Annotated in this window: 28 protein-coding genes and 1 riboswitch; of the genes, 14 read left to right on the top strand and 14 right to left on the bottom strand. The window is 65.1% G+C overall.

What is annotated here, in order from left to right; all coding sequences use genetic code 11:
• Nucleotides 1–643: 643 nt before the first annotated feature.
• Complete coding sequence (locus BM190_RS24955) at nucleotides 644–1396, bottom strand: SDR family NAD(P)-dependent oxidoreductase (RefSeq protein ID WP_026202769.1); 753 nt, start codon at nucleotides 1394–1396, stop codon at nucleotides 644–646.
• A gap of 26 nt (nucleotides 1397–1422) precedes the next feature.
• Nucleotides 1423–2064: a pyridoxamine 5'-phosphate oxidase gene (pdxH, locus tag BM190_RS24950; protein WP_018322567.1), complete on the bottom strand. Its 642-nt coding sequence runs from the start codon at nucleotides 2062–2064 to the stop codon at nucleotides 1423–1425.
• 113 nt (nucleotides 2065–2177) lie between these two features.
• Here pdxH and BM190_RS24945 point away from each other — a divergent pair, with 113 nt between their 5' ends.
• Nucleotides 2178–2585 (top strand): RT0821/Lpp0805 family surface protein, encoded by a 408-nt coding sequence (locus BM190_RS24945; RefSeq protein ID WP_018322568.1) that lies wholly within the window; start codon nucleotides 2178–2180, stop codon nucleotides 2583–2585.
• Nucleotides 2586–2694: 109 nt separating this feature from the next.
• Complete coding sequence (locus BM190_RS24940; RefSeq protein WP_092259953.1) at nucleotides 2695–3657, top strand: DnaJ C-terminal domain-containing protein; 963 nt, start codon at nucleotides 2695–2697, stop codon at nucleotides 3655–3657.
• Nucleotides 3658–3978: 321 nt separating this feature from the next.
• Here BM190_RS24940 and BM190_RS24935 read toward each other — a convergent pair whose 3' ends face one another.
• Together BM190_RS24935 and BM190_RS24930 are read right to left on the bottom strand one after the other, a co-directional pair.
• Nucleotides 3979–4749 carry an anti-sigma factor family protein gene (locus BM190_RS24935; protein ID WP_092259951.1) on the bottom strand — a complete coding sequence of 257 codons (771 nt, stop codon included), beginning with the start codon at nucleotides 4747–4749 and terminating at the stop codon, nucleotides 3979–3981.
• Nucleotides 4750–4855: 106 nt separating this feature from the next.
• Nucleotides 4856–5344: an RNA polymerase sigma factor gene (locus BM190_RS24930; protein WP_018322571.1), complete on the bottom strand. Its 489-nt coding sequence runs from the start codon at nucleotides 5342–5344 to the stop codon at nucleotides 4856–4858.
• A 173-nt stretch (nucleotides 5345–5517) separates the two neighbouring features.
• On the opposite strand from BM190_RS24930, the gene fabI reads away from it, so the two are divergent.
• The 4 genes from fabI (at nucleotide 5518) to BM190_RS24910 (ending at nucleotide 9483) form a co-directional block, all read left to right on the top strand.
• Nucleotides 5518–6333 (top strand): enoyl-ACP reductase FabI, encoded by an 816-nt coding sequence (gene fabI, locus BM190_RS24925; protein WP_092259949.1) that lies wholly within the window; start codon nucleotides 5518–5520, stop codon nucleotides 6331–6333.
• A gap of 12 nt (nucleotides 6334–6345) precedes the next feature.
• Nucleotides 6346–6945 (top strand): histidine phosphatase family protein, encoded by a 600-nt coding sequence (locus BM190_RS24920; RefSeq protein ID WP_092259947.1) that lies wholly within the window; start codon nucleotides 6346–6348, stop codon nucleotides 6943–6945.
• 183 nt (nucleotides 6946–7128) lie between these two features.
• Complete coding sequence (gene aroC / locus BM190_RS24915; RefSeq protein WP_092259945.1) at nucleotides 7129–8217, top strand: chorismate synthase; 1089 nt, start codon at nucleotides 7129–7131, stop codon at nucleotides 8215–8217.
• A 75-nt stretch (nucleotides 8218–8292) separates the two neighbouring features.
• On the top strand, nucleotides 8293–9483 hold the full coding sequence (locus tag BM190_RS24910) for an adenylate/guanylate cyclase domain-containing protein (RefSeq protein WP_092259943.1): 1191 nt from the start codon (nucleotides 8293–8295) through the stop codon (nucleotides 9481–9483).
• A 21-nt stretch (nucleotides 9484–9504) separates the two neighbouring features.
• On the opposite strand, the gene BM190_RS24905 is transcribed toward BM190_RS24910, so the two are convergent.
• The 6 genes from BM190_RS24905 to BM190_RS24880 form a co-directional block, all read right to left on the bottom strand.
• Complete coding sequence (locus tag BM190_RS24905; protein WP_177237273.1) at nucleotides 9505–10269, bottom strand: hypothetical protein; 765 nt, start codon at nucleotides 10267–10269, stop codon at nucleotides 9505–9507.
• Nucleotides 10270–10347: 78 nt separating this feature from the next.
• Entirely contained in the window at nucleotides 10348–10653 is a 306-nt protein-coding gene (clpS, locus tag BM190_RS24900) for an ATP-dependent Clp protease adapter ClpS (RefSeq protein ID WP_018322577.1), read from the bottom strand.
• A 43-nt stretch (nucleotides 10654–10696) separates the two neighbouring features.
• A complete protein-coding gene (locus BM190_RS24895) occupies nucleotides 10697–11038 on the bottom strand; it encodes a DUF190 domain-containing protein (RefSeq protein ID WP_018322578.1) in 342 nt (113 codons plus the stop codon).
• Nucleotides 11039–11040: 2 nt separating this feature from the next.
• Entirely contained in the window at nucleotides 11041–11463 is a 423-nt protein-coding gene (crcB, locus tag BM190_RS24890) for a fluoride efflux transporter CrcB (RefSeq protein ID WP_092259941.1), read from the bottom strand.
• A 6-nt stretch (nucleotides 11464–11469) separates the two neighbouring features.
• Nucleotides 11470–11859, bottom strand: coding sequence for a fluoride efflux transporter CrcB (crcB, locus tag BM190_RS24885; protein WP_092259939.1), 390 nt, complete (start codon nucleotides 11857–11859; stop codon nucleotides 11470–11472).
• 19 nt (nucleotides 11860–11878) lie between these two features.
• Nucleotides 11879–13087, bottom strand: a complete 1209-nt coding sequence (locus tag BM190_RS24880; protein ID WP_092259937.1) for an MFS transporter — start codon at nucleotides 13085–13087, stop codon at nucleotides 11879–11881.
• 112 nt (nucleotides 13088–13199) lie between these two features.
• A riboswitch (Fluoride riboswitch) is annotated at nucleotides 13200–13290 on the bottom strand.
• A gap of 272 nt (nucleotides 13291–13562) precedes the next feature.
• Here BM190_RS24880 and BM190_RS24875 point away from each other — a divergent pair.
• Both BM190_RS24875 and BM190_RS24870 read left to right on the top strand, forming a co-directional pair.
• Entirely contained in the window at nucleotides 13563–14426 is an 864-nt protein-coding gene (locus BM190_RS24875) for a DUF1194 domain-containing protein (protein WP_092259935.1), read from the top strand.
• 167 nt (nucleotides 14427–14593) lie between these two features.
• Nucleotides 14594–15229 (top strand): hypothetical protein, encoded by a 636-nt coding sequence (locus BM190_RS24870; protein WP_092259933.1) that lies wholly within the window; start codon nucleotides 14594–14596, stop codon nucleotides 15227–15229.
• Nucleotides 15230–15267: 38 nt separating this feature from the next.
• Here BM190_RS24870 and BM190_RS24865 read toward each other — a convergent pair whose 3' ends face one another.
• Together BM190_RS24865 and BM190_RS40640 are read right to left on the bottom strand one after the other, a co-directional pair.
• Nucleotides 15268–16041 (bottom strand): enoyl-CoA hydratase/isomerase family protein, encoded by a 774-nt coding sequence (locus tag BM190_RS24865; protein WP_092259987.1) that lies wholly within the window; start codon nucleotides 16039–16041, stop codon nucleotides 15268–15270.
• On the bottom strand, nucleotides 16038–16190 hold the full coding sequence (locus BM190_RS40640; protein WP_177237271.1) for a hypothetical protein: 153 nt from the start codon (nucleotides 16188–16190) through the stop codon (nucleotides 16038–16040). Before BM190_RS40640 ends, BM190_RS24865 begins: the two co-directional genes overlap by 4 nt.
• Before the next feature lie 104 nt (nucleotides 16191–16294).
• Between BM190_RS40640 and BM190_RS24860 the strand changes: the two genes are divergently transcribed.
• Both BM190_RS24860 and BM190_RS24855 read left to right on the top strand, forming a co-directional pair.
• On the top strand, nucleotides 16295–16675 hold the full coding sequence (locus BM190_RS24860; protein ID WP_092259931.1) for a bleomycin resistance protein: 381 nt from the start codon (nucleotides 16295–16297) through the stop codon (nucleotides 16673–16675).
• Between the two features lie 77 nt (nucleotides 16676–16752).
• Nucleotides 16753–17385 carry a hypothetical protein gene (locus BM190_RS24855; RefSeq protein ID WP_092259929.1) on the top strand — a complete coding sequence of 211 codons (633 nt, stop codon included), beginning with the start codon at nucleotides 16753–16755 and terminating at the stop codon, nucleotides 17383–17385.
• Here the strand turns inward: BM190_RS24855 and BM190_RS24850 are convergent.
• Entirely contained in the window at nucleotides 17382–18491 is a 1110-nt protein-coding gene (locus BM190_RS24850) for an Acg family FMN-binding oxidoreductase (RefSeq protein WP_244550724.1), read from the bottom strand. The genes BM190_RS24855 and BM190_RS24850 overlap by 4 nt on opposite strands.
• An 80-nt stretch (nucleotides 18492–18571) precedes the next feature.
• Nucleotides 18572–19576: a GntR family transcriptional regulator gene (locus BM190_RS24845; RefSeq protein WP_244550723.1), complete on the bottom strand. Its 1005-nt coding sequence runs from the start codon at nucleotides 19574–19576 to the stop codon at nucleotides 18572–18574.
• On the opposite strand from BM190_RS24845, the gene BM190_RS24840 reads away from it, so the two are divergent.
• Genes BM190_RS24840 through BM190_RS24825 form a run of 4 tightly spaced genes read left to right on the top strand, consistent with a single transcriptional unit; the run spans nucleotide 19570 to nucleotide 23650 of the window.
• Complete coding sequence (locus tag BM190_RS24840) at nucleotides 19570–20505, top strand: hydroxymethylglutaryl-CoA lyase (protein WP_092259927.1); 936 nt, start codon at nucleotides 19570–19572, stop codon at nucleotides 20503–20505. The genes BM190_RS24845 and BM190_RS24840 overlap by 7 nt on opposite strands.
• Nucleotides 20502–21716, top strand: a complete 1215-nt coding sequence (locus BM190_RS24835) for a CaiB/BaiF CoA transferase family protein (protein ID WP_092259925.1) — start codon at nucleotides 20502–20504, stop codon at nucleotides 21714–21716. Before BM190_RS24840 ends, BM190_RS24835 begins: the two co-directional genes overlap by 4 nt.
• Nucleotides 21717–21758: 42 nt before the next feature.
• Nucleotides 21759–22805: an ABC transporter substrate-binding protein gene (locus BM190_RS24830; protein WP_092259923.1), complete on the top strand. Its 1047-nt coding sequence runs from the start codon at nucleotides 21759–21761 to the stop codon at nucleotides 22803–22805.
• The gene (locus tag BM190_RS24825) at nucleotides 22802–23650 is read left to right on the top strand and encodes an ABC transporter ATP-binding protein (protein ID WP_018322591.1); all 849 of its coding nucleotides are present in this window, start codon (nucleotides 22802–22804) and stop codon (nucleotides 23648–23650) included. Before BM190_RS24830 ends, BM190_RS24825 begins: the two co-directional genes overlap by 4 nt.

Below are 23650 nucleotides of genomic sequence, written 5' to 3'. Positions count from 1 at the left end.
ACCGTGTGGTCCTGGCCGTCGTTGCCACGGTCAAGTCCTTGCGAAGGTGCGAGCGAGCCCAACCGGGCAGACTGCATCATCCAAATTCGCGGGGCGAGGGAGGCCAGAAGGAATGGTCGGCTCCCGGGAGATCACGGCATAAGCCGTCCAGCCATCGCGCAGGGAAGGCCGAGTGATCGGCCACACCTGTATGCTGCTGTGCGGTTCTTTCTGCGCGTGCTTTTCGCGCAGCGGACCGCGGGTGCGAGCCAGCACCCGGCCTTCCCTGCGCCCTCTTGGATGAGAGGGTGGAGTGATCAAGCAAAGCTCGGGCGAAATGCGCCGCGAGGCCGAAGAGGCGTGTCTGCGAGCCGAGCTGCGTGCCACAAGCTCGATCTCGTAGGGTGGGCAAAGCGCAGCGTGCCCACGCCTTGTTGCTCATGGACGGAGATCGTGGGCACGGCGCTATGCGCCTTTGCCCACCCTACGGCACTGCCGCTGGGATATGCACTGGAGCATCGCAATGACATGTGGAGACAACATGCGCCACAATCCGCTCTCGTGCCCCAGACGCAGTGCAGCGTCACTGCGTGCCGCAACGCGTCCGGGACACGAGAGAGCGAGGTTGTCGCCCTTGCTCCGTCACTGCAATGACGCGAACGGACTACACGTGCTGGCCGCCGTTGATGTGGATCTCGGCGCCGTTGACATAGGACGAGGTGTCCGTGCACAGCACGTAGATGATCTTGGCGACCTCGTCGGGCGTGCCGAGCCGGTGCATCGGAATCTGCTGTTCGACGATCTTCTCGGTGCCCGGCGACAGGATCGAGGTATCGATCTCGCCCGGAGCGATCGCGTTGACGCGCACGCCGACGCGGCCGAAATCGGAGGCCATCTCGCGCGTCAGCGCCGCGAGCGCGGCCTTCGACGTCGCGTAGGCGGCGCCCGCGAAGGGGTGCACGCGCGAGCCCGCGATCGAGGTGACGTTCACGACCGAGCCCTTGGCCGCCTTCAATTCCTCGATCAGCCCGCGCGCAATCATGATCGGCGCGAAGAAGTTGACGTGGAAGACGTGCGTCCAGGTGTCGAGATCGGTGTCGACCGAGCCGAGCCTGGAGCCGCCCGCGCCCTTCGGCGAGATCGCGGCGTTGTTGACCAGCGCATGCAGCGTGCCACCCTCCAGCCGGCTGCGGATCTCGCTGATCGCGCGCGCGGTGTCCTCGGGATTGCCGAGGTCGACCTGGATGTGGTCCTCGGGCCCCGCGTCCCACGGACAGTCCTCCGGAAACGGATGCCGCGAGCAGGTGATGACGCGCCAGCCCGCCGAGGAGAAGCGGATCACGGTGGCGTGGCCGATGCCGCGGCTGGCTCCGGTCAGGAGCAGTGTACGGCGCGGCGCATTGGACGAATGCGGCATGGACATCTTTCAGGTCGGCCTAAAGCTTAGGGATACATCCGCGTCTTGGACCACTTCTGGCCGGCCGCGTCACGGCGAAATTCGATGCGGTCGTGCAAGCGGAACGGGCGGTCGTGCCAGAACTCGATGCGTGAGGGCGTGATGCGCCAGCCGCTCCAGCCCGGCGGCCGCGGCACTTCGCCGATGACGTATCTGGCCGCGACTTTCGCGATGGCCTGTTCGAAAGCGAAGCGGCTCTCCAGCTCTTGCGACTGCTTGCTCGCCCAGGCGCCGATCTGGGCCTGCTTGGGTCGGGTGGCGAAATAGGCGTCGGCCTCGGCCTCGGTCACCGGCGTCACGTTGCCGCGGATGCGGACCTGACGGCGCAGCGACTTCCAGTGAAAAAGTAACGCTGCCTTAGGATTTGCGGCGAGTTCGCGGCCCTTCTGGCTGGCGATGTGGCTGTAGAAGACAAAACCCTCGGTATCGAAGCCTTTCATCAGCACCATGCGCACGTCGGGCAGCCCGTCGGGGTCGACGGTTGCGAGCGCCATGGCGTTCGGATCGTTCGGCTCGCTCTTGATAGCCTCGTTCAGCCAGGCCTCGAACAGCGCAAATGGCTCGTCGGCGGCGGTGAAATCACCGGATGTTAAGGGTGTCTGGTGTTTCATCGAGGTCGTGTCGGTCATGTCTGGAGTCCGAGTTGCGTCCCGCGGCCCAAAACGCGTTGTTGTCCGCTACCGCCCTATATAGGGCATGGGGACGCGTTGGCCTATCGGCGATCCGGCCGTCCGGCGTTGTCATGACGATCATTGTCATCGGGCTCGGTGCCGGAGGATGCAGCTTTTCCCGCAATGACAAGAGTGCCTACGCCAAGGCCGATGACAGTGACCTCACCGGTTCGATCGCGCGGCCGGCGAAGGACGCCCCGCCCACCGAGACCGATCTCGCCTTCGCCCGCAACGCCGCCTCCGACGTCCTCAGCAAGGGCGACAGGGATTCCAGCCAGCATTGGGAGAATCCGGAGACCGGTGCGCGCGGCTCGGTGACGCCGATCGCGCAGTCCTATGCCGCCGAGGACGGCCGCAGATGCCGCGATTTCCTGGCGAGCTACGTCAACGGGGCGACCGAAAGCTGGCTCCAGGGCGCCGGCTGCCAAAGCACCCGTGGCCGTTGGGAGATTCATACGCTAAAGCCGTGGCGGAGCTAGGATTCGGCGCGCGCCCCTAGTTGCAAAAATGCCACTCTCTTCCCACATGAATCCCTGGTGGGGCGGGGAGCCCTTTGAACAATTCGATTTCTTGAAGGAGACGTGACGGATGCGCGACCCCTATGAGGTCTTGGGGGTGCCGCGGAGCGCCAGCGCTGCCGCGATCAAGAGCGCCTATCGCAAGCTTGCCAAGAAGCATCATCCCGACAGCAACAAGGACGACCCGAAAGCCGCCGAGCGCTTCTCCGAGATCAACTCGGCGAACGAGATCATCGGCGACGAGGACAAGCGCAAGCAGTTCGACCGCGGCGAGATCGACGCCGACGGCAAGCCACGCTTCCAGGGCTTTCCGGGCGGTGGCGGGCCGCGCGGCCGCGCCGGCCCCGGCGGCTTCGAAAGCTATACGTTCCGCTCCGGCGGCGGTCCCGGCCAGGGCGGCGGCGCGTTCGAGGATATCCTCAACAGCATGTTCGGTGGCGGGATGCGTGGCGCCCGGCCTGGGGCCGGCGGCGCCGGGCAGTTCGAATTCGACACCGGCGGCGTCGGGCTCGATCTCGACGTGAATGTCGCCATGTCCGTCTCGCTGGAAGAGGCGGTCAAGGGCGGCGAGAAGCGCGTCCGACTGCCGACCGGCAAGGAGCTCAACGTCAAGATTCCGGCCGGCGTCACCGAGGGCCAGCAGATCCGGCTCCGGGGGCAGGGCGAGTCCGCGCAGGGCCATCCGCCCGGCGATCTCCTGATCACCATCAGCATCGCGCCGCACGCCCACTTCAAGGTCGAGGGCGCCGACTTGCGGATTGATCTGCCAGTGACGCTCTACGAGGCCGTGCTCGGGGCCAAGGTGCGCGTGCCCACCCCCGGCAATGCCGTGGAGCTTTCGGTTCCAAAAAACACTTCCAGCGGCCGGACCTTCCGCCTCAAAGGTAAGGGGTTGCCGAAATCTGGCGGAACCGGGGATCTCTTCGTCACGATCAGGATTATGCTACCGGACGGGAACGACGCCGAGCTTGAAGCATTGATGGAGAAGTGGCGGGACCAACACCCCTACAATCCACGTAGCGGACTCGGCTAGGGCGCTAGCCGAGGCATCCCGACGATCGGAGCATTCTCTTCCCGAAAGGATGATGCTCAACATGCGCCTGAAGCGCGGTTCGCGCTTCGACGCTGACGTTCGAGACGTGTCGGTTGCCCGGCGGGGCAGCCGATAAAAAGGTGCGGCCTCGAGAGGGGGACCAGCGCGGTACCAAAAACCCCAATCGAGGCCGCCCGCGTCGATCGGCGGATCGAACGCTGCTCATTTTCGCGTGATCATCCGGTGCGATAATGAGACGCGCCGATGTCTTCATTCCAAATTTTCAATGACGGAATCTAGGCACCGCCCTCAAGCAGCTGTCTAGGTGCCGTTTTTCTCGGCCTGATCATAGACCGCCTGCGCCACCCTGGTCAGCCGGTCGCGATCACCGCCACCGCTGACGACGTAGCCGACGCCGCGCTCGGCCCAGAACAATGCGCCGTCCTTGTCCGTCCTGGCGTAGCGCATTTGCGTCGCACCATTCTCGGTTTTGGCGGTGTAGATCGTATAGCGCTCGCCAGAGGCGCCCTCATACATCAGGAACGAGGCCGGGCCGTTCGGACCCGGCAACAGCCGGCCGCCGACGAGCTTCAGCCCGCTCGCCTCCAGGTTCGGCGCGAACACGGTCCAGCCGCAACGCCGGGTCAGCCAGGCCTGCAGGTGGTCGCGCTCGTTGCCGCCGACCTCGACGGGGTGGCGGACCTCCACGACATAGAGGCGGTGGGCGTCGAGCGCGTCCGCCGCAAAGCTCCGGAAGGTGGAGGGGGCATTGGCGGCGCCATGCCCGACCCAGCCGGCGGCGCCGCCGGCGACGAAGGCGACCAGCACCGCCGCCGCGGCGCCGTAGAGCCATTGCCGCGGGCGGCGTTCCAGCCGCTCGAGCTCCAGCCGGGCCGGCACCGGCTCCTGGGCGACGGAATCGTAGCGGGCGTGCAGCATCTCAGCCATGGCGCGCCAGGACTGCACGCGCTCGGCCTCTTCAGGATGGGCGGCGAGCCAGGCCTCGACGTCGGCGCGGCGCTCGGCCGGCAGCTCGCCATCGACATAGGCGTGCAGCTCGTCCTCGGTCACTGGGATATTGCGGTCGTTCATATCAATCGTCTCTGGCTCTGTGGCCTTAAATGTCGTTCAAAGCTCGACGTCGCGTAGCTCATCTTCGTGCTGCGGGCGGACGACACGCGATGCATCAACCCTGCCATCATTTCACCCGCCTGAGCGTCGGGCGCTCGCCCTCCAGCGAGGCCTTGACGTGGGCGCGGGCGCGGGCCAGGCGCGACATCACGGTGCCGATCGGCACGCCCTGGATGTCGGCGACCTCGCGGTAGCTCATGCCTTCCAGCATCACGAGGAGCAACACCGAGCGTTGCTCCTCGACGAGCGTCGCCAGCGCCCTCTCGATGTCGCGCCCTTCGGCTTCGGTGCCGCTGGCATCCGGGTTGTTCTCCGTCAGCTGCGTGAACTGCGGCCGCCTTGCCAGCGAGCGCCGCCGGTTCTTGTTGAGGTTGGTCAGGATCGTGTAGAGCCAGCTCCTGACGTCGCCTCCGAGAAACAATCGCTCCGAACGCAGCGCCCGCACCAGCGTGTCTTGCACCAGATCGTCGGCCGCATCCGCGTCGCGCGTGAGCGCGCGGGCGTAGCGGCGCAACGCCGGGATCATGGCTTCCACACTCTGGCGAAACGCACTCATTGCGGTCTTGACGTCCTGGTATCAGGCGCGAGCGCCTATAGCGATCATAACACCCGAACGGAACGGCTATTCCGGCGCTCGAAACAGCGTTAACGCGGCGTATTAGGGCTGTACCGCAGGGGAGGGCTGGTGTACCTCCAGACCTCACCAAGAGTTCGACGGGACGTTCAAAAATGGCGCAGAATTCGGGTCTGATGCAAGGAAAGCGCGGAGTGGTCCTCGGCGTTGCCAACAACCGCTCGATCGCCTGGGGCATCGCCAAGGCGTGCCACGCCGCCGGCGCCGAGCTCGCCTTCACCTATCAGGGCGATGCGCTGAAGAAGCGCGTCGAGCCGCTCGCTGCCGAGATCGGTGGTCTCGTGCTCGGCCATTGCGACGTCACCGATGCTGCGACCATCGATGCTGCGTTCGCGGTGCTGAAGGAAAAATGGGGCAAGATCGACTTCCTGGTGCACGCGATCGCCTATGGCGAGCAGCTCGACGGCCGCTACGTCGACACCACGCAGGAGAATTTCTCCAAGTCGATGCTGATCTCCTGCTACTCGTTCACGGCGGTGGCGCAGCGCGCCGAGAAGCTGATGACCGATGGCGGTTCGCTGATCACGCTCAGCTATTACGGCGCCGAGAAGTGGATGCCGCATTACAACGTGATGGGCGTTGCCAAGGCGGCGCTGGAGGCCAGCGTGCGCTATCTCGCCGCCGATCTCGGCGAGAAGAACATCCGCGTCAACGCGATCTCGGCAGGTCCGATCAAGACGCTCGCGGCATCCGGCATCGGCGACTTCCGCTATATCCTGAAGTGGAACGAGGCCAACGCGCCGATGCGGCGCAACGTGTCGACCGAGGACGTCGGCGGCAGTGCGCTGTATTTCCTCTCCGACCTCTCGCGCGGTGTAACCGGCGAGGTGCATCACGTCGATTCCGGTTATCACGTGCTCGGCATGAAGCGCCCGGACGCGCCGGACATCTCGTTCGGCGGCAAGGACTAGCTTAAATCCGGAATTCCCGTGCCCACGATCTATTATCTTCGCCATGGTGAGACCGAGTGGAATGCGCTCGGGAGGCTTCAGGGCACCAAGGACGTTCCGCTGAACGCGCGTGGACGCGGTCAGGCCGTGCAGGCCGGCAGCATTCTCGCCGACCTATTCAAGCGCGAGGGTCGCGACAAGGCGGCGTTACCCTATGTGTCGAGCCCGCTCGGCCGCGCGCGCCAGACCATGGAACTTGCGCGCGGCAAGCTGGAGCTGCCAGTTGCCGGATATGCGCTCGATGATCGCCTGCGTGAGATCGGCTATGGGGTTTGGGAAGGTCTGACCCTGGCCGAGAGCGAGGCGAGGGATCCTGACGTGTATGCCCGGCGCCTCACCGACAAATGGTCGGTCGGCCCCGCCGGCGGGGAGACCTACGCCGATGTCCAGGTCCGCGTACGGGCCTGGTACGACCAGCTGCGGACCGACACCGTTGCGGTCGCCCATGGCGGGACCTGCCGGGCCCTGATGGTTTCACTCGGCCTGGAGACCCCCCTCAGTGCCGCCGAACTCTATATCGAGCAGGGCGCCGTCTACGTGTTCCGCGACGGGCGGCTGGAGAAGTTTAGCTAGTCCCATCCGCCGTCATTCCGGAGCGGTGCGAAGCACGAACCCGGAATCTCGAGATTCTCAGGTGCGCAAGGGCGCACCGGAGTTCGCCCTTCGGGCGCCCCGAATGACCGAGTGTGTTTGACCCCGGTGTTCCCCCGCGTTACCACCACAAGTCAGAACTGACTTACGCACCAGCGAGAAGCGATGTCCTTCAACACCTTCGGCCACATGTTCCGCGTCACGACCTTCGGCGAGAGCCATGGGGTGGCGATCGGCTGCGTGGTCGACGGTTGTCCGCCCATGATCCCGCTGACCGAGGCCGACATCCAGGGCGATCTCGACCGCCGCCGGCCGGGCCAGTCGCGCTTCACCACCCAGCGCCAGGAGCCGGATCAGGTCAAGATCCTCTCCGGCGTGATGGCGCATCCGGAGACCGGCGTGCAGGTGACGACGGGTACGCCGATCGGGCTCCTGATCGAGAACACCGACCAGCGATCGAAGGACTATTCCGAGATCAAGGACAAGTTTCGCCCCGGTCACGCCGACTTCACCTATGAGGCCAAATACGGCCTGCGCGATTATCGCGGCGGCGGCCGCTCCTCGGCGCGCGAGACCGCGACGCGCGTTGCCGCCGGTGCCATCGCGCGCAAGGTGCTGCCCAACGTGAAGGTGCGCGGCGCGCTGGTGCAGATCGGCCCGCACAAGATCGACCGTGCGAAGTGGGACTGGGACGAGATCGCCAAAAATCCGTTCTTCTGCCCGGACAAGGACAAGGCCGCGTTCTTCGAGACCTATCTCGACGGCATCCGCAAGAGCGGCTCCTCGATCGGCGCGGTGATCGAGGTGGTCGCCGAAGGCGTGCCGGCCGGCCTTGGCGCGCCGATCTACGCCAAGCTCGATTCCGATCTGGCGGGCGCGATGATGACCATCAACGCAGTGAAGGGTGTCGAGATCGGCGCCGGTTTCGGCGCGGCCGAGCTCACCGGCGAGGAAAACGCCGACGAGATGCGCACCGGCAATGACGGCACGCGCTTTTTGTCCAACCATGCCGGCGGCGTGCTCGGCGGCATCTCCACCGGGCAGCCGGTGGTGGTGCGTTTCGCGGTGAAGCCGACCTCGTCGATCCTGCAGCCGCGTCTCACCGTCGACCGCAAAGGTGCGGACACCGAGATCTTCACCAAGGGCCGCCACGACCCCTGCGTCGGCATCCGCGCCGTCCCCGTCGGCGAAGCCATGATGGCCTGCGTGCTGGCCGACCACTTCCTGCGCGATCGCGGGCAGGTGGGACGCTAGCAAAAGGTCTTCATGTCGCGGTACTAGCCCACCGCGCAGCTTGACGTTCCCACAACTTCGTCCGCAAATGCGGACATGCAAAGCTCCGAGCTCCAGCGCATCACCAACTGGCTGATTGACGGCGCACGGTCGTCAGGCACCCCGGCCGAGATGATTGCGGACGTCTGCGAGCATCTGGTCGAAGCCGGCCTGCCAATCTGGCGGTTCGGCATCTTCATCCGTACCCTGCATCCCGAAATCTTCGGCCGCAACTTCATCTGGCGGCAGGGCGAGGAGGTCGAGGTCGGCACCGTCGATTTCGATATCCTGGACACACCCGAATTCGCCGCGAGCCCGCTCCGCATCGTGTTCGAACAGGGGATCGAGGTCAGGGGGCGCGTCGGCGATCCCGACAATACGCGCTTTCCGATCGTCAAAGACATGGGCGCCGAAGGAGCGACCGACTACATCGCTGTGCCGATGCCGTTTCTCGACGGCTCGGTCCACGCGACGAGCTGGGTGACACGGCATCCCGGCGGCTTCACCGACGACCACATCGCGGCGATCCGCTCCATCGTGACGCCGCTGGCGCGCGTCAGCGAGATCATCAGCCTGCGCCGCACCGCCGAGATGCTGCTCGACACCTATGTCGGCAACCGCGCCGGCGCGCGCATCCTCGGCGGCCAGATCCGCCGCGGCCACAACGACACCATGCAGGCCGCGATCTGGCTCTCGGACCTGCGCGGCTTCACCGCGCTGTCGGACCGGCTGCCACCCGAGACGGTGGTCGAGATCCTCAATCACTATTTCGACTGTCAGGTGACCGCGATCCGCGGTCATGGCGGCGAAGTCCTGAAATTCATGGGCGACGGCCTGCTCGCGGTGTTTCCGATCGACGAATATGTCGGCGATGCCGCCCATGTCTGCACGCGCGTGCTGGAAGCGGCGCGCGAGTCCCGCGCCAGCGTCGAGGCGCTGGCCTTTCCGGTCGGCGACGCCGTCGAGCGCTTCCGCTTCGGCGTGGCGCTGCACGTCGGCAACATCCTCTACGGCAATATCGGCGGCGGCAACCGCCTCGACTTCACCTGCATAGGTCCCGCCGTGAACCTTGCCGCAAGGCTCGAGAAGATCACGGGCCGCCTGGGGCGGACCGTCGTCGCCTCGGAAGGTTTTGCCAATGTCTGCCACCACGACTGGCGCGAGCTCGGCGAATTTCCGATCGCGGGATTTTCCAAGGCGCAGCGCGTGTACGGGCTCGGCGAGGAGACGCCGGTGGTGATGGCCTAGCGGACGGCACCGTCGGCGAAACTAGTCAGCGCGCACATATGACTGCCTCAGCCCAAGCGTCAGGATCATCAGAGTGATCCACAGCCGCAGCATCGCAAAGCTGAAGATGAAGACGAAATAGATCAGGTTCTTGCTGAACTGGCTCGCTGACGAGGTCTGCCAGAAATTCCAGATCGCGCTCCGCACCGCTTCCTGTCCGTAGGCGAGGGCGACGTTGATGACACCGAGCGCGATCACGGCGGCGCCGAGCCACAGCCCGCGCCGTGCGAACTCGCCGATGGCGGCGAACAGGGCGACCCTGCCGTCATCGTGCTCGGCACGGACGATCATGAGCAGCACGATGATGGCGATCCATGCACTCCAGAAGCGCCCGGGATGGGTGAACTGGTCGAACGCCATGCCATCGAGCCCCGCCATCAAATGAGGCGCGAAAGCCTCATGGCCGATCGCTGCGATACCGAGCGCCGCTGAGGTCATCACGAGTGCGATCCGCCACAGGATCGAGAAGGACAGATTGAGCTGCTCGCCCAATGTCAGCGCGCCGAGCGAGGACTGGCCACCCGCCGCCTCGATCGATTGTTGCGCCGTTGCGAAGAAGGCCAGGAGCACCGAAATGTCGGCAATGATGATGGCCGGCAGCGCCACGGCGCCGCCGCCGAACGCGATTACCCGCATCGCAGCCGCCAGGATCAGCCAGGGCAGGGCGTGCAGGAGCTTGAACGGACCGAACGAGGTTTCTGGGCGGGCCGGCTTGAGCGCGAGCTGTTTGCGCAGTGCAGCTGTCATCTCACCGTGGTGACACAGGAGATTGAACCTGCGGTAGCGGGGATCGGTAAAATTGACCGGAAGCGGGCAAACGACGCCCTATTCCTCCGGCTCGGTCGTGAACAGCAGTGGATAGCCCTTGGCGCGGCCGGCATCGGTGGCGCGGGTGGCCTTGGTCTCGGCGACGTCCCTGGTGAACACGGCAACGACGCAGGCGCCGAGCTTGTGCGCGGTGATCATCACCTTGTAGGCCTGATCCTCGGTCATGCGGAATTCGGCCTTCAGGATCATGGTGACGAATTCGCGCGGCGTGTAGTCGTCGTTGATCAGGATGACCTTGTGCAGCTTCGGCCGCTCGACCTTGGTCTTGGTCCGCGTCTTCGGCTTGGTGACAGTGTTGTTCATTCCGCCTCCCGGACACGCGGGCTCGGGTTCCCTGCCGCAGCGATCAGCTTGCGGCCTTCGCACCATATTGCAGGACCTGCACCTTCTCCAAGGTGATCAGACCGCTCGACATCATGCCATCCAGGATGGGCAGGAATGCGTTGATGTTGTCCTCGCTGTCAACGATCTCGATCAAGAGCGGCAAATCTTCCGAAAGCCGCAGGATCTTCGAGGTGTGCAGCCGGCTCGACTTGCCGAAGCCCATGGGGCCGCGCAGCACGGTGGCGCCGGCAAGGTGTCGCTCGCGCGCGGTCATCACGATCGCTTCATAAAGCGGTTTGCCGTCGAAATGGTCGCTCTCGCCGATGAAGATCCGGAGCGAAACTGCCTGATTGGGGATTTGCATGGTCAGCTCCTCGTCAAGCGGTTGTAGCGGCTCGCCATCATATGCCCTGCCCATACCGACACCAGCCAGCAGATGACGGACGCCGCGATATAGGCGAGCGCGGTGTATTTCATGCCGCCGTGGAACAGGCGGAAGGTCTCCAGGCTGAAGGTCGAAAAGGTAGTGTAGCCGCCGCAGAACCCGGTCATGACGAATTGCCGGTGCTCGGGCCGCGCCAGCATGCGGCCGTCGGGGCCGGTCAGCGTCGCGTAGAAGCCGATGATCAGCGAGCCCGTCGCGTTGATGAACAGCGTCGCGAAGGGAAAGCCCGGCCCGGTGTCGAGCGCGAGCCCGACGAGATAGCGCGTCAGGCCACCGACGACGCTGCCGGCGGCAACCCAGGCATAGAGTATCGCAGTGCGCCGGCGCTCGGTGGGAGCGTTCATCGGCCTCTAGCCTCCCAGGCCGTCCGCAAGGAGGAAACCGCAACTGACGGCGGCAAGGCAGAGCCCGACCGAGAACACGACATTGCCGAGCGCATGCATCGCCTCGCCGTTACGCGCGAGTGTCAGGGTTTGCAGGCTGAACGAGGACACCGTGGTGTAGCAGCCGAGAAATCCCGTCACCGCGAACAGCCACGGATTGGGCGTGGCCAAGGCCGAGCCGGGATGGGTCGCCAGCGCGCCGAGAATGCCGATCAGGAAGGCGCCGGTGACGTTGATGGTCATGGTGCCCCACGGAAACGTCTCGCCCAGCCGCCGCGCGATCACGCCGGAAATAAAATAGCGCGCGCAGCCGCCGAGCACGCTACCGACCATGATCGCGATTGCTCCGCTCAGCACGATGAACGACCTCCCATCCTCATTTGTCCTCCGCTGCCAGACCGTTGCCGGCGGCCAAGAGTCCCACGAGCGAGACCAGCGCGAAGCCGAGTCCCGCAAAGAAGGTTCCTGCCGGACCATAGGCGTCCCACAGCGCGCCGGCGATCACGCTCGCGGCCAGCAAGGCAAGGCCGGTGAACAGGTTGAAATAGCCGAACGCGGTGCCGCGCAGGCTGGGCGGCGCGGCGTCGGCGACGAGGGCCGAGAGCAATCCTTGCGTCAGTCCCATATGCAGCCCCCACAGCACGACGCCGAGTGCGAGGCCGCCAAGGCTCGGCAGCAGCGCCAGCGCGAGATCGGCACAGGCGAGGAAGACGAGCCCGAGCGCGAGCAGGCCGGTCCGGTTGATCCGGTCCGAGAGCACACCGGCCGGATAGGCCGACAGCGCGTAGGCGATGTTCATCAGCACCAGCACCGCCGGCACCCACATCGCATTGAGCCCGATGTTCTGTGCCCGCAGGATCAAGAAGGCCTCGCTGAAGCGGGCGAGGGTGAAGACGACGCCGACGGCCACGACGCGCCAATAGACCGTGCCGAGCTGCCGCATCGCGGCGAGATTGAGCGGATTCCCCGCAGGCTCCCGGCTCGGATCCGGCTCCGGCTCGCCCACCGCGAACGCGATCAAGCCGAACGACAGGAAGGCCGGTAGCACCGCCACCCAGAACACCGCGGCAAAATTGTCTGCCGTCCACCACATCAGGCCGATCGCCACGAGCGGCCCGAGGAAGGCGCCGATGGTGTCGAGCGATTGCCGCAGGCCAAAGCTCGCCCCGCGCAGGCCGCGAGGTGCGATATCGGCGATCAGCGCATCGCGCGGCGCGCCGCGTATGCCCTTGCCGACACGGTCGATGAAGCGCGCGGCCACCAGCCATCCGACGCTGGGGGCAAGCGGGAACAACGGTTTGGTGAAGGCCGCGAGCCCGTAGCCGAGCGCTGCGAGCAGTTTGCGGCGGCCGAGCCAGTCGGACAATGCGCCGGAGAAGATCTTCGTGATCGAGGCCGTCGCCTCCGCGATGCCCTCGATGAAGCCAACGGTGAGCGTCGAAGCGCCGAGCACGGTGACGAGATAGACCGGCAGGAGCGCGTGGATCATCTCGGAGGAGATGTCCATCAGCATCGAGACGAAGCCAAGCACCCAGATCCCCCTGGGCAACCCGCTACGTGCAGCAGTCGGTGTCGTCGTCGTCACGTCGTCGCCGTCTCCTTCGCGTTCTCCTGGCCAAAGGCCAGACAACAAAAAACCCGCCACCGGCGGGTTTGTCCATGCTCCCGCCGAAGGCAGAGGCCCAATGATTGCCCCTCCTCAAGCAGGAGTCATCAGCCCACTACGGTCCAGGATACGGGTTCAAGGCCGCCGGGCGGTTATCGGGGGACTCCATCCCCATCTGTCTGGCCAACCTAGCATGGAAATCGTGCCGGACAAGTAGGCGGGACGCTCTGTCCCGCGGCTCGTCGTTCCGGCTTTGCGCATCGCGAGCCCGATGATGCGAGCAATCTGGCGCGTTCCAGCGGCGCGAGCGCGGCAACACGGCGGCAGCTTTGCGCAAGGGCGTGCACATACCCAACCCGCAGCTTCCTAACCTGAATGTGAAGCGCAAGCGATCTTCGCCCTTTGCGGCTCGGCGATTGCATGTCACCATCGCGTCATACGACGGGAGACTGCGATGCGCTTGCTGTTCTCGATCGGGGCTGTGCTGGTTGCCGGCATGTTTGCCGGAGGGGACGTCGCGGGCATCGCGGCACCAGGACCAAAATTTGAACCGCCAAAGAACGAGCCGCAGCGGCTTGCGGCCGACAAGGACGCGCAGACGGTCGACGTCGAGCTGATCCTCGCCGTCGATGTGTCCTACTCCATGGACATGGACGAGCTCGCGATCCAGCGCGAAGGCTATGCGCAGGCGATCCAGTCGAAGGAATTTCTTCAGGCGCTGAAGCTCGGTCCGAACGGCCGGATCGCGGTGACCTATTTCGAGTGGGCCGCTTCGAGCGACCAGAAGATCATCATTCCCTGGCGGCTGGTCGACGGACCGGAGACGGCCGATGCGGTTGCCGCCGAGATCATGAAGACGCCGATCCGGCGCGCCTCGCGTACCTCGATCTCCGGCGCGATCACGTTCGCGATGCCGCTGTTCGACGAGGATCCCTATCGGGGCCTGCGCCGTGTGATCGACATTTCGGGCGACGGACCCAACAACAATGGCGGCCCCGTCACGGTGGCGCGCGACGCCGCGCTGGAGAAGGGCGTCGTCATCAACGGCCTGCCGATCATGGTCAAGGAGCCGTCCTATTCGACCATGGATATCGACAATCTCGATTTCTATTACGAGGACTGCGTCATCGGCGGTCCGGGCTCCTTCGTCATCACGATCAAGGACCGTGACAAGTTCAAGGAGGCGATCCGCACCAAGCTGCTGATGGAGGTCGCCGGCCGCACGCCGGAGCGCCCCGTGATGCGCGTCGCCGACAAGGAGCCGCGCGTCAATTGCCTGATCGGCGAGAAGATCTGGTCGGACCGCTGGGGGCGCTGAAGCCCCCCGGCTGAGACCTTTTGCCCATCCAACCGGCAGTTGAACTTAACGGCTCATTAACCGGTGCATGGCCCTAATCGGTCGGTTTCTGTCCGTTTCAGTCGGCGTCCCGATATCGCTGAAGCCAAACGAAGTGGGTCGGTCGGGCCCGTCTTCCGAGCAATCACATGGCCGTCATCTCATCGAGCACCAGCCAGATTTCTCCCGCCAATGAGCGGCTGTATCACCAGAGCGCGCTGCTTGGTGACTGGAAGGGCAATTGGGTGGGCAACAACCAGCCCGTCGGCTTCAAGGTCGTGAACATCCGCGGGGCCCGCGCGCAGGTCGAGTACACCCATAACGGGCACACCGAGCGCGGCTTTGCCGAGGTCCAGGGCACGCTCATCACCTTTGGTGGGGTGACGGTCGGCACCAAGGACGGCAAGAACATGGTGATGCTGTTCTCCTTCGGGGGCGCTGGCAAGCAGACCGCGAATCTCGAGAAGCAGGCCCCGCCGGCTTCCGACAGCCGTCTCATGGGAAGCTGGGGCGGCTATTCCAGCGCCAACGGCAAGAGCGCGAGCTTCAAAGTGCTCGCGGTCAATGGCAAGGAAGCCCAGGTCAGCGTCACCACCGACGGCATCACGCGCCAGGGAACCGGCTACGTCTACAAGAACGTCATCATGTTCGGGCAGACGCAGATCGCGACCGATGACGGGCAGAACGGCAAGGTCATCTACCAGGTCGGTACGAAATCCTTCATGGTGCCGGTGACGAAATATCCGCCGGCCGATTCATCGTCCTCCGTGGACAGGACGGCCTGAACGCGCGGCGCTCCCGACACGCGCGGGGCCTGCGGTTCTCACCATTTCGGCGCCCGCTTCTCCACGAACGCCCTCAAGCCCTCCTGCGCCTCATCCGACGTCGCGACGTTGCAGAAATCGTCCACGGCGCTCGCAATGCTGCGGCGATAGTCCAGATCGATCTGGCGCATGAAGGCGGCGCGGCCCATCCGCAGCACCGCGGCCGATTTGGCGGAGAACTGCGCAGCGAGCTTCGCCACCTCGGCCTCGAGTTCGGCATCGCCGACGACGCGGTTCACCACGCCGAGCTCGCGCGCTTCCATGGCGCTGAAGACCCGGCCGGTGAACAGTAGCTCGAAGGCGCGATGGCGTCCGACGATGCGCGGCAGATGCGCGTAGTGGATCGCGGGAATGACGCCGACGTCGATCTCGGGATAGCCGAACGTCGCGCTCTCGGCTGCCAGCACCACGTCGCAGGACACCGCCATGGTCATGCCGCCGCCGCGCGCCGCACCGCCGACCGCGGCGATCGAGGGCTTTCCGAGCCCGTACTGGGCTTCGTAAAGGTCGATATAGAGCGCTTGGAGGAATTGCCGGATCTCGGCGCCGGATCTGCCAAGCAGGATGTCGAGGTCGAGGCCCGCCGAAAAACGTTTTGCAATTGCGCTCGCCAGCACGACAACGCGTGCGCCGTCGTCATCCGCAGCGCGGCGGAAGGCGGCCACAACTGCGCGGATCATCTCGAGGCTCAGCGCATTGACAGGCGGGCGGCGCAGCGTGATGCGGGCGATGTTGCCAACGCATTCGTACGCGACGGGATTGTCAGAGGTCACCGAGTTCTCCATGCCTTGATCGGGACAGCACCTTCAACTGCCGCTCGACCTTGCGCAAGGCTTTCGCGGGCGGCCTCAAGCGCGCCATCGCCGATCAGCCGCCAGGCATCGTCGGCCCCTTCCGCCAGATGCGGGATCGTCAGCGGCAAGAGCGCGGCTTCCTGACCAGCTTACGTTGCGGCGCGGCCCGTGCAAGACCTCGGGGGCGCATGCTAGGCTGCACTCTGGAGATTGCTCGCGACGGAGAGGACAGATGACCGACGAACATCCCATGTTGGCCGGCTCGGCCACCGTTTTCGTCGTCTCCGACATCGCCGCGAGCCTCGCCTATTACCGCGACGTGCTCGGGTTCGAGGTCACCTTCGAATATGGTGAGCCGCTGTCCTACGCCTGCCTCTGTCGCGAGGAGGTCGCCCTGCATCTGCTGGCAGCGGCCAGGACGAAACGCTTGCCCGGGCAGGGCGGCCTCTGCATTTTCGTCCGCGACGTCGACCTGCTCTATGCCGAATTGTCCGGCCGTGGCGCCAGGCCCATCAACCAGCCGGAGGATCGCGATTACGGCATGCGCGATTTCGACATCGTTGATGCCGACGGCAATCAGCTCACTTTCGGCATGGGTATCCCGGAACCCTGAGGCGATGCCGGCGCGGCCTCGCTGGTATTTCTCATCGCCGGAGGGTATGATTTGCGAGGTTTTCGAAGGTTACCTGAATGTCCCGCCTTGCAACTTCATGCGGTCTTGCAGCTATCGGCGCCGTACTCTGCCTCAGCGGCACCTCCGTTGATGCACAAGTTGCACCGCTGAGATATGTCATACCGGGCGGACCGTTTGGCTTTGGCGGCAGCGATGGCCAGGGCTCCGATCCTTACGGCAATTTTCCGAGCTTCAATGCCGGTGACGCAGGCGGGCGCACCAATTTTGCGAACGGCTTCTTCGTCGGCAGCCGGCGCGGCAACCTCAATTGGAGCGGGCTCAGTCAGACCGGACTTGGTCAGAGTGGATTTGGTCAGAGCGGTTTTGCCGGCAATTTCAGCGCGCTCTCGTATGACAGCACCCAGTTCGGCTACACCACCAAAACCTTGGGCGACATGCCCGTCACCTTTTTTGCCGGTTTCGACACGCTGAAATATGGCAACGGCATCGGCAGCTCGCTTGCGCCGCTGACGTCCGGTGCGACGCCCGGCACCAGCGCATTTGCGGGCGTCGAGTTCAAACCGACCTCCAACCTCAGCCTATCGTTCGGCGCCGGTTTCATCCAGCAGGACTCGGGTCGCATGGACAGCGATATCAGATCGAACATGCTGCCCGGCGAGTCGCCGGCCCTGAGTGGCCTTCGGCGTTAGGATCGCATCACCAGTTCAGGCGGACGCCGCAGCGATTTCGGCAGGTCCGGGCCGTACCCGAAACGCATCACGATATCGGGGCGCCGCTCGCCGAGTCCGAGTGAGGCCGCGAATTGCGGCCTCAGCGCCGCCACCTCGACCGGCTGGTTGACGAAGGCATATTTCAGTCCCAGCGCGGTCGCCTGCAAGCCGAAGCGCTGGCAGGCGCGCCCCACTGCAATCCCGTGCGGTGTGTCGCTGCGATAGGCCGCGAGCACGACGACGCCCGCGGAGCTGACGAGCTGTTCGCGGTACTTCTTGTTTTCGCCGCTCTCCGTGAAGAAGAGTTTCATAAGCGGCCGCGCCAGCCACGACGGCAGGGACGGGTTTCCCGAGGCGAGCGAGAACAACCCGTCCATGCTCGCGAGCGCCTCCGTCTCGTTGAAGCGAATCCAGTTCACGAGCTCGCGCATGAAGGCCCCGTCGCGCATCTGCGCGGCGTTGCCTTCGAGCACGTAGTCGGCGACCTTCGCGATCGCGGCGTGCTCGGTCAGCAGGATGGTCGTGACATCAGGTTCGAGACAGGCGTTCTCGAGCCGGCGCAAGGTCTCGGGCGGGGCCGGCCTGCCGTCGAACGTCGCGCGCGTGCACTGCCGTACCGGAATCGCGGCCGCCAACGCCGATGCGGCGGGCGGTGTTTCCTCGAGCGTGATCACGATGCGGTCGCCGTCGATGACCGGGTCGGCGCGCCAGCCCAGCGTGGATGCAGCGAGGATGAGGTTTTCGGCGGCGCAGCCGAGGCTGACGAAGAGGTGATGATCGTCCGGATCGACAGCCGGACAGCGGCGCGAAAAATCCGGCGCGATCGTGATTTCGTTGCCGTGCGCGGAGAAGACCCACGGCTGGGTGTTATGGCTATTGGCGGCGAGGGTGGCAAAGCGCACGAGCTCGCGATCCCGTGGAACGGCCTGCAGCGGAGCCCGCGACGTCGTCACCGCCGCGTCATAGGTCATCGTTGCTCCCGCGGCAGGGAAGCCGCCGATCGCAGCCGCGGGAAACCCGAGCGCGGCCGCGATGAACTGCCGTCGGTGAACCACAAACGCTCGCTCCATGCCCTTGCGCAGCATGCCTCTAGCAGCAACGGGCCCCAGAACGATTGACCGGAATCAAGATCAGATGACCGGTCCACGCAATTCTGGTTTGGGCATCACGACAAGCCCGCCACCAGCGGCCTTTGCAGGTGCCTGGCCATCAGTTCCGCCGCCTCCGTGTAACGTCGCGTTTCCAGGACGTCGAGCAGGCGCAAATGCTCGCGCACGTGCCGGCGCATGCCGTCGCGGTCGGCGAAGCTGCGATAGGCGAACAGGCGTCTGATCGAGTTCACGCGCTTGAGCGCTTCGAGAAAAAAGGGATTGCCGGCGCCGCGGATGATGTCTTCGTGGAATTCGCAGCCGGAGTGAAAGATCTCGCCGATCGTCATCTTCTCGATCTCGCCTTCGAACACGCGCTGTTGGCGCTCGCGCAGGCGTGTGATCACCTCCTGCGGCAGCGTAAAACCCGGCTGCGCGATCGCCGCCGGCTCGATCACCGCGCGAAACGCCTTGGCCTGTGCTTGAGCTTCGGGGCTTGAGACCGTCTCTGCGAAACGCCAGCCATAGCCCGGCAGGCGTGCGATCCAGCCCTCGGCAGCGATCCGGTCCAGCAGCCGCTGCAGCTCGGCCCGCGTGACGTCATAGCGGCGCATCAGCTCCGCCTCGGTAACGTCGGTCGGCAGCCGGCTCGCGAGCACGTCGCCTGCGACGGACGCATAAACCTGCTCGTTGCGCCTCACTGCCGCGAGCGCCGGTTGGGCTGCGCCGCTGGTGGGATTCTTCGCCAGCACAAAGCCGCGATGCGGCTCGCCGCGCGCCAGCCCCGCTGCTTCCAGCGCCTTCAGGCCGAGCCGGATCGGCGCGCGCGAAAGGTCCAGCGCGTCGGCAAGCCTTTGTTCGATCAGGCGGTCGCCGGCCTTCATGCCTTCGCGCCGGGCCAGCGCCATGATGAGCCCGGCAAGGTGTTCAGCGCGTTCGGAACCGTTCTTGTCGGTGCGTTGTCGGGAACTGTCTGATGAGCTCATTGCACTGCACGCGAGATTTAGGGCTTGACAGACTGTCCCACGGATTGTTCTTTTATGCAACAATATACAATCGACCCAGGGAGAGCCCGATGGCACGCGCGCCGGATGTCCATATTTGCGAGGTCGCTCCCCGCGATGGTCTGCAGAATCTCGACATCTTCGTTCCGACCGAAGCCAAATGCGCGTTGATCGACACGATCGCCGCTGCCGGCGTGCGCGAGATCGATGCCGGCTCGTTCGTGTCGCCAAAGGTCGTGCCGCAATTCGCCGACGTCGATACGGTGATGACACACGCGCTCACGCACAAATCGGCGACCATCGGTGCGCTGGTGCCGAACGTGAAGGGCGCCGAGCGCGCCATCGCCGCCGGTGTCAACGCCGTCTACTTCGTGATCTCCGCCAGCGAGACGCATAATCGCGCCAATGTGCGCCGTACGGTCGATGAGCAGATCGAGGGATTTCGCGCGGTCCGCGCCGCGATCGACGCCCGGCCCGTGGGCCAGCGGCCGCAATTGATGGGCGCGATTGCCACCGCCTTCGGCTGCTCGCTGGAGGGCGAGGTGAGTGAGGCAGCCGTGTGCCGGGTGGCGCGCGCTTTTGCCGAGGCCCGTGCCGACGAGATCGGCCTTGCCGACACCGTCGGCTATGCCACCCCGAAATTGATCGGGCAGATCATCCAAGCCGTGCGGGGTGAGGTCGGGTCGCAAATGACGCTGCGGCTGCATCTTCACGACACGCTCGGTGCGGGCCTTGCCAATGCCGTCGCCGGTCTCGAAGCCGGCATCCGCCGTTTCGACGCTGCGGTGTCCGGCCTCGGTGGCTGCCCCTTTGCTCCCGGTGCGCGCGGCAACATCGTCACCGAGGACCTCGTGTTCATGCTGGAACGCATGGGGCTCTCCACCGGCATCGACCTCGACCGTCTGATGCAGACGCGCGAGATTCTCGCCCGCCATATCCCGGCGAAGCATCTGACGGGGCATCTGCACGAGGCGGGCATTCCCAAAGTCCTGCGGAGCGCGGCATGACCCCGGCTGCACATGAGACGGTATCGGAGCTTCGCCCGCTCGCCGGGCTTCGCGTCATCGAGTTCAGTCAGATGGTGATGGGGCCGAGCTGCGGCTTGATCCTGGCCGATCTCGGCGCCGACGTGATCAAGGTCGAGCCGCCCAAGGGCGACCGCACCCGCACTTTCAAGGGGCCAGCCGCCGGCTTCTTCGCCACCTACAGCCGCAACAAGCGCAGCATCGCGCTGGATACGTCGACCGCGGACGGCCAGAACGTCGCACGCAGGCTGATCGAGAACAGCGATGTCCTGATCGAGAATTTCCGGCCGGGCCTCTTGAAACGGATCGGCCTCGACTACGAGAGCGTCGCGGCGTTTGCGCCCCGCCTGATCTATTGCTCGCTCAAGGGGTATCTGCCCGGCCCGTACGAGAACCGCCTCGCGCTCGACGAGGTGGTGCAGATGATGGGTGGCCTCGCTTATATGACCGGCTTGCCCGATCGTCCCATGCGCGCCGGGGCCTCGGTCAACGACGTCATGGGCGGCATGTTCGGCGTGATCGCGATCCAGGCCGCGCTCGCCGAGCGGCAGCGGACCGGCCGCGGCCGTTACATCCAGAGCGCGCTGTACGAAAACAACGTGTTCCTGATGGCGCAGGCCATGATGTGCGAGGTGGTCAGCGGCCAGCCGTCGATCCCGTATTCCATCAAGGACAGTCCGTGGCCGGTCTACGATCTCTTCGACACCAGGGACGGCTCGAAGCTGTTCGTCACCATCGTCGGCGAAGAGCAATGGGCGGCGTTCTGCCGCGCCTTCGATCGTGACGCCTGGCTCGTTGATCCGCGCTTTGCCACGAGCAACGACCGCGTCGATCATCGCAGCTGGCTGATCCCGGAAATCGCGAAGATCTTCAAGCAATGGGACAAGGCCGATCTCGCCGCGCGCCTCGAGCAGCTGGATCTGCCCTACGCGCCGGTCAACAAGCCCGGCGATCTCTTCGATGATCCGCATCTCAACCAGTCGGGCGGCCTGACCGATATTCGGCTGCCCGATGGCGGTGAGGCCAAGACACCGCTGTTGCCGATTTCCATGGACGGAAGGCGGCTGCCCAACCGCTACGATCCACCTGGGATCGGTGAGCACAGTGGGGAGATCCTGCGCGAGATCGGCATGTCTCCGGAAGACATCGAGGCGCTGCGACAAGCAGGGACGATCAAGTTCGCGCCGTCCTGACCGATCGGCGTAATCGAACAAAAAACGAGGGAGGAGGAGCACATGAGCATTACCAGGCGCGAGGCGCTGATCGCGGGCTCCGCATTGGCCGGAGCATCGCTGTTGCCGGGGCGATTGCTTGCGCAAAGCAAGCAGGTCTCCCTTGCGTTCGGACCGGTGTCGCCGGTCTACGCCATCGGCATGATCGCCGAGCTGAAGGGGTACTTCAAGGACGAAGGGCTCGATTCCAAGCTCGTCACCGGCAATGCCGGCACGTTCGGCCGCCAGACGCTGGCGGCAGGACAGGCGCTGTTCGCCCATGGCGATGCCAGTCACCCGCTCCAGCTCGGCGCGCGCGGCAAGCCCTGCAAGATACTGCTCGCTACCGAGATGGTGTGCTCCTACGCCAACATCATGGTCCGGCAGGACCTCCACGACAGCGGCATCAATTCGGTCGAGAAGCTCGCCGACTACAAGCGGCCGGACGGCGCCAAGCCGATCGTTGCCGCCACCGCGATCGGCTCGGGCACCTGGGTGTTCGGCACCTATGTGTTCGAAGCGCGCGGGCTCGGCGACAAGGTGAACTGGGTCGCAGGCGGCGGAACCAACACGATGTTCCCCTCGCTCCAGACCAAGCAGTTCGACGCCATCATGGCGCCGCCGAGCTGGATCGTCGAGGTCGAGAAGAAGGGCTTTGGCAAGACAATCTACGACACGTCCAAGCCGGGCGTGTTCGAGAAGGATTTCGGCGGCACGCTGCCCGTGCTCGTGATCTACACGCTCCAGGACACGGTGGAGCAGGACAAGGCGTTGGTGCAGGCCTATGTCAACGCGATCTACCGCGCGATGGCGTTCGTGAAGGCGGCGCCACTCGCGGAGGTGCAGGCGTTGGTCACGCCGAAATATTTCTCGGGCATCGATCCCGACGCGGTCAATGCCGAACTCGGCTTCGACAAGTCGACCTGGGCCTATGACGGCGTCATCGACAAGACTGCGTTCGAACGCGGCGCCAAGCCCTGGTACCGCAAGGGCACGGATATTCCCGAGACCAAATACGAGGATGTCGTCGACATGAGCTTCCTCCAGGCCGCCAGGGCGAAATACAAATGATCGCCGCGACGGGCCAGGGCCTTGCGCTCGCGCGCGACGAGGATCACACAGCGGCAGCGCGCGTCCGCATTGCCGTGCAGGGGCTTGCCAAGCGCTTCAACGCGTCCGGCCGCGAGTTCGTGGCGGTGGATGACGTCTCATTCGAGGTCAAGCAGGGCGAGTTCGTTGCGCTGCTGGGTCCATCCGGCTGCGGCAAGAGCACTATTCTCAACATGGTCGCGGGGTTGTTGCCGCGCTCGGGTGGACGCATCCTGATCGACGAGGACGCGGTCGAGACCGGCACGGTCAACCCCAGGGTCGGTTATGTCTTCCAGCGCGATACGCTATTTCCCTGGCGAACCGTGGAGCAGAACATTGGCTATGGGCTGGAGATCGCCGGGTTGCCGAAGACCGAGCGCGCCAGCCGCGTCGCTTCGGCGGTCGAGAAGGCCGGGCTCTCGGGCTTTGGTCAGAGCTTTCCACGCATGCTGTCCGGCGGCATGCGCCAGCGCGTCGCCTTGATGCGCACGCTGATCCTGGAGCCCGAGATCCTGCTGATGGACGAGCCGTTCGGTGCGCTCGACACCCACACCAAGCTGGAGATGCACAAGACGCTGCTGGAGATCTGGGAACGCGAGCGGCAGACGGTGCTGTTCGTGACGCACGATCTCGGCGAGGCGCTGACGCTCGCGAGCCGCATCATCCTGCTCTCGGCCCGGCCCGGGCGTCTCAAGGAAGATTTCGACGTCGCTATCCCGCGGCCGCGTGACCCCGTGGCCGTGCGCGAGAGCGCCGAATTCGGCCGCCTCTATTCTCACATCTGGCACTCCCTCGGCGAAGAATTCCGCCGCACCAGGGTCGATTGA

Source organism: Bradyrhizobium sp. Rc3b (genome assembly GCF_900114915.1).
GTDB lineage: Bacteria > Pseudomonadota > Alphaproteobacteria > Rhizobiales > Xanthobacteraceae > Bradyrhizobium.
This window is presented reverse-complemented; position numbering and strand designations above follow the sequence as displayed.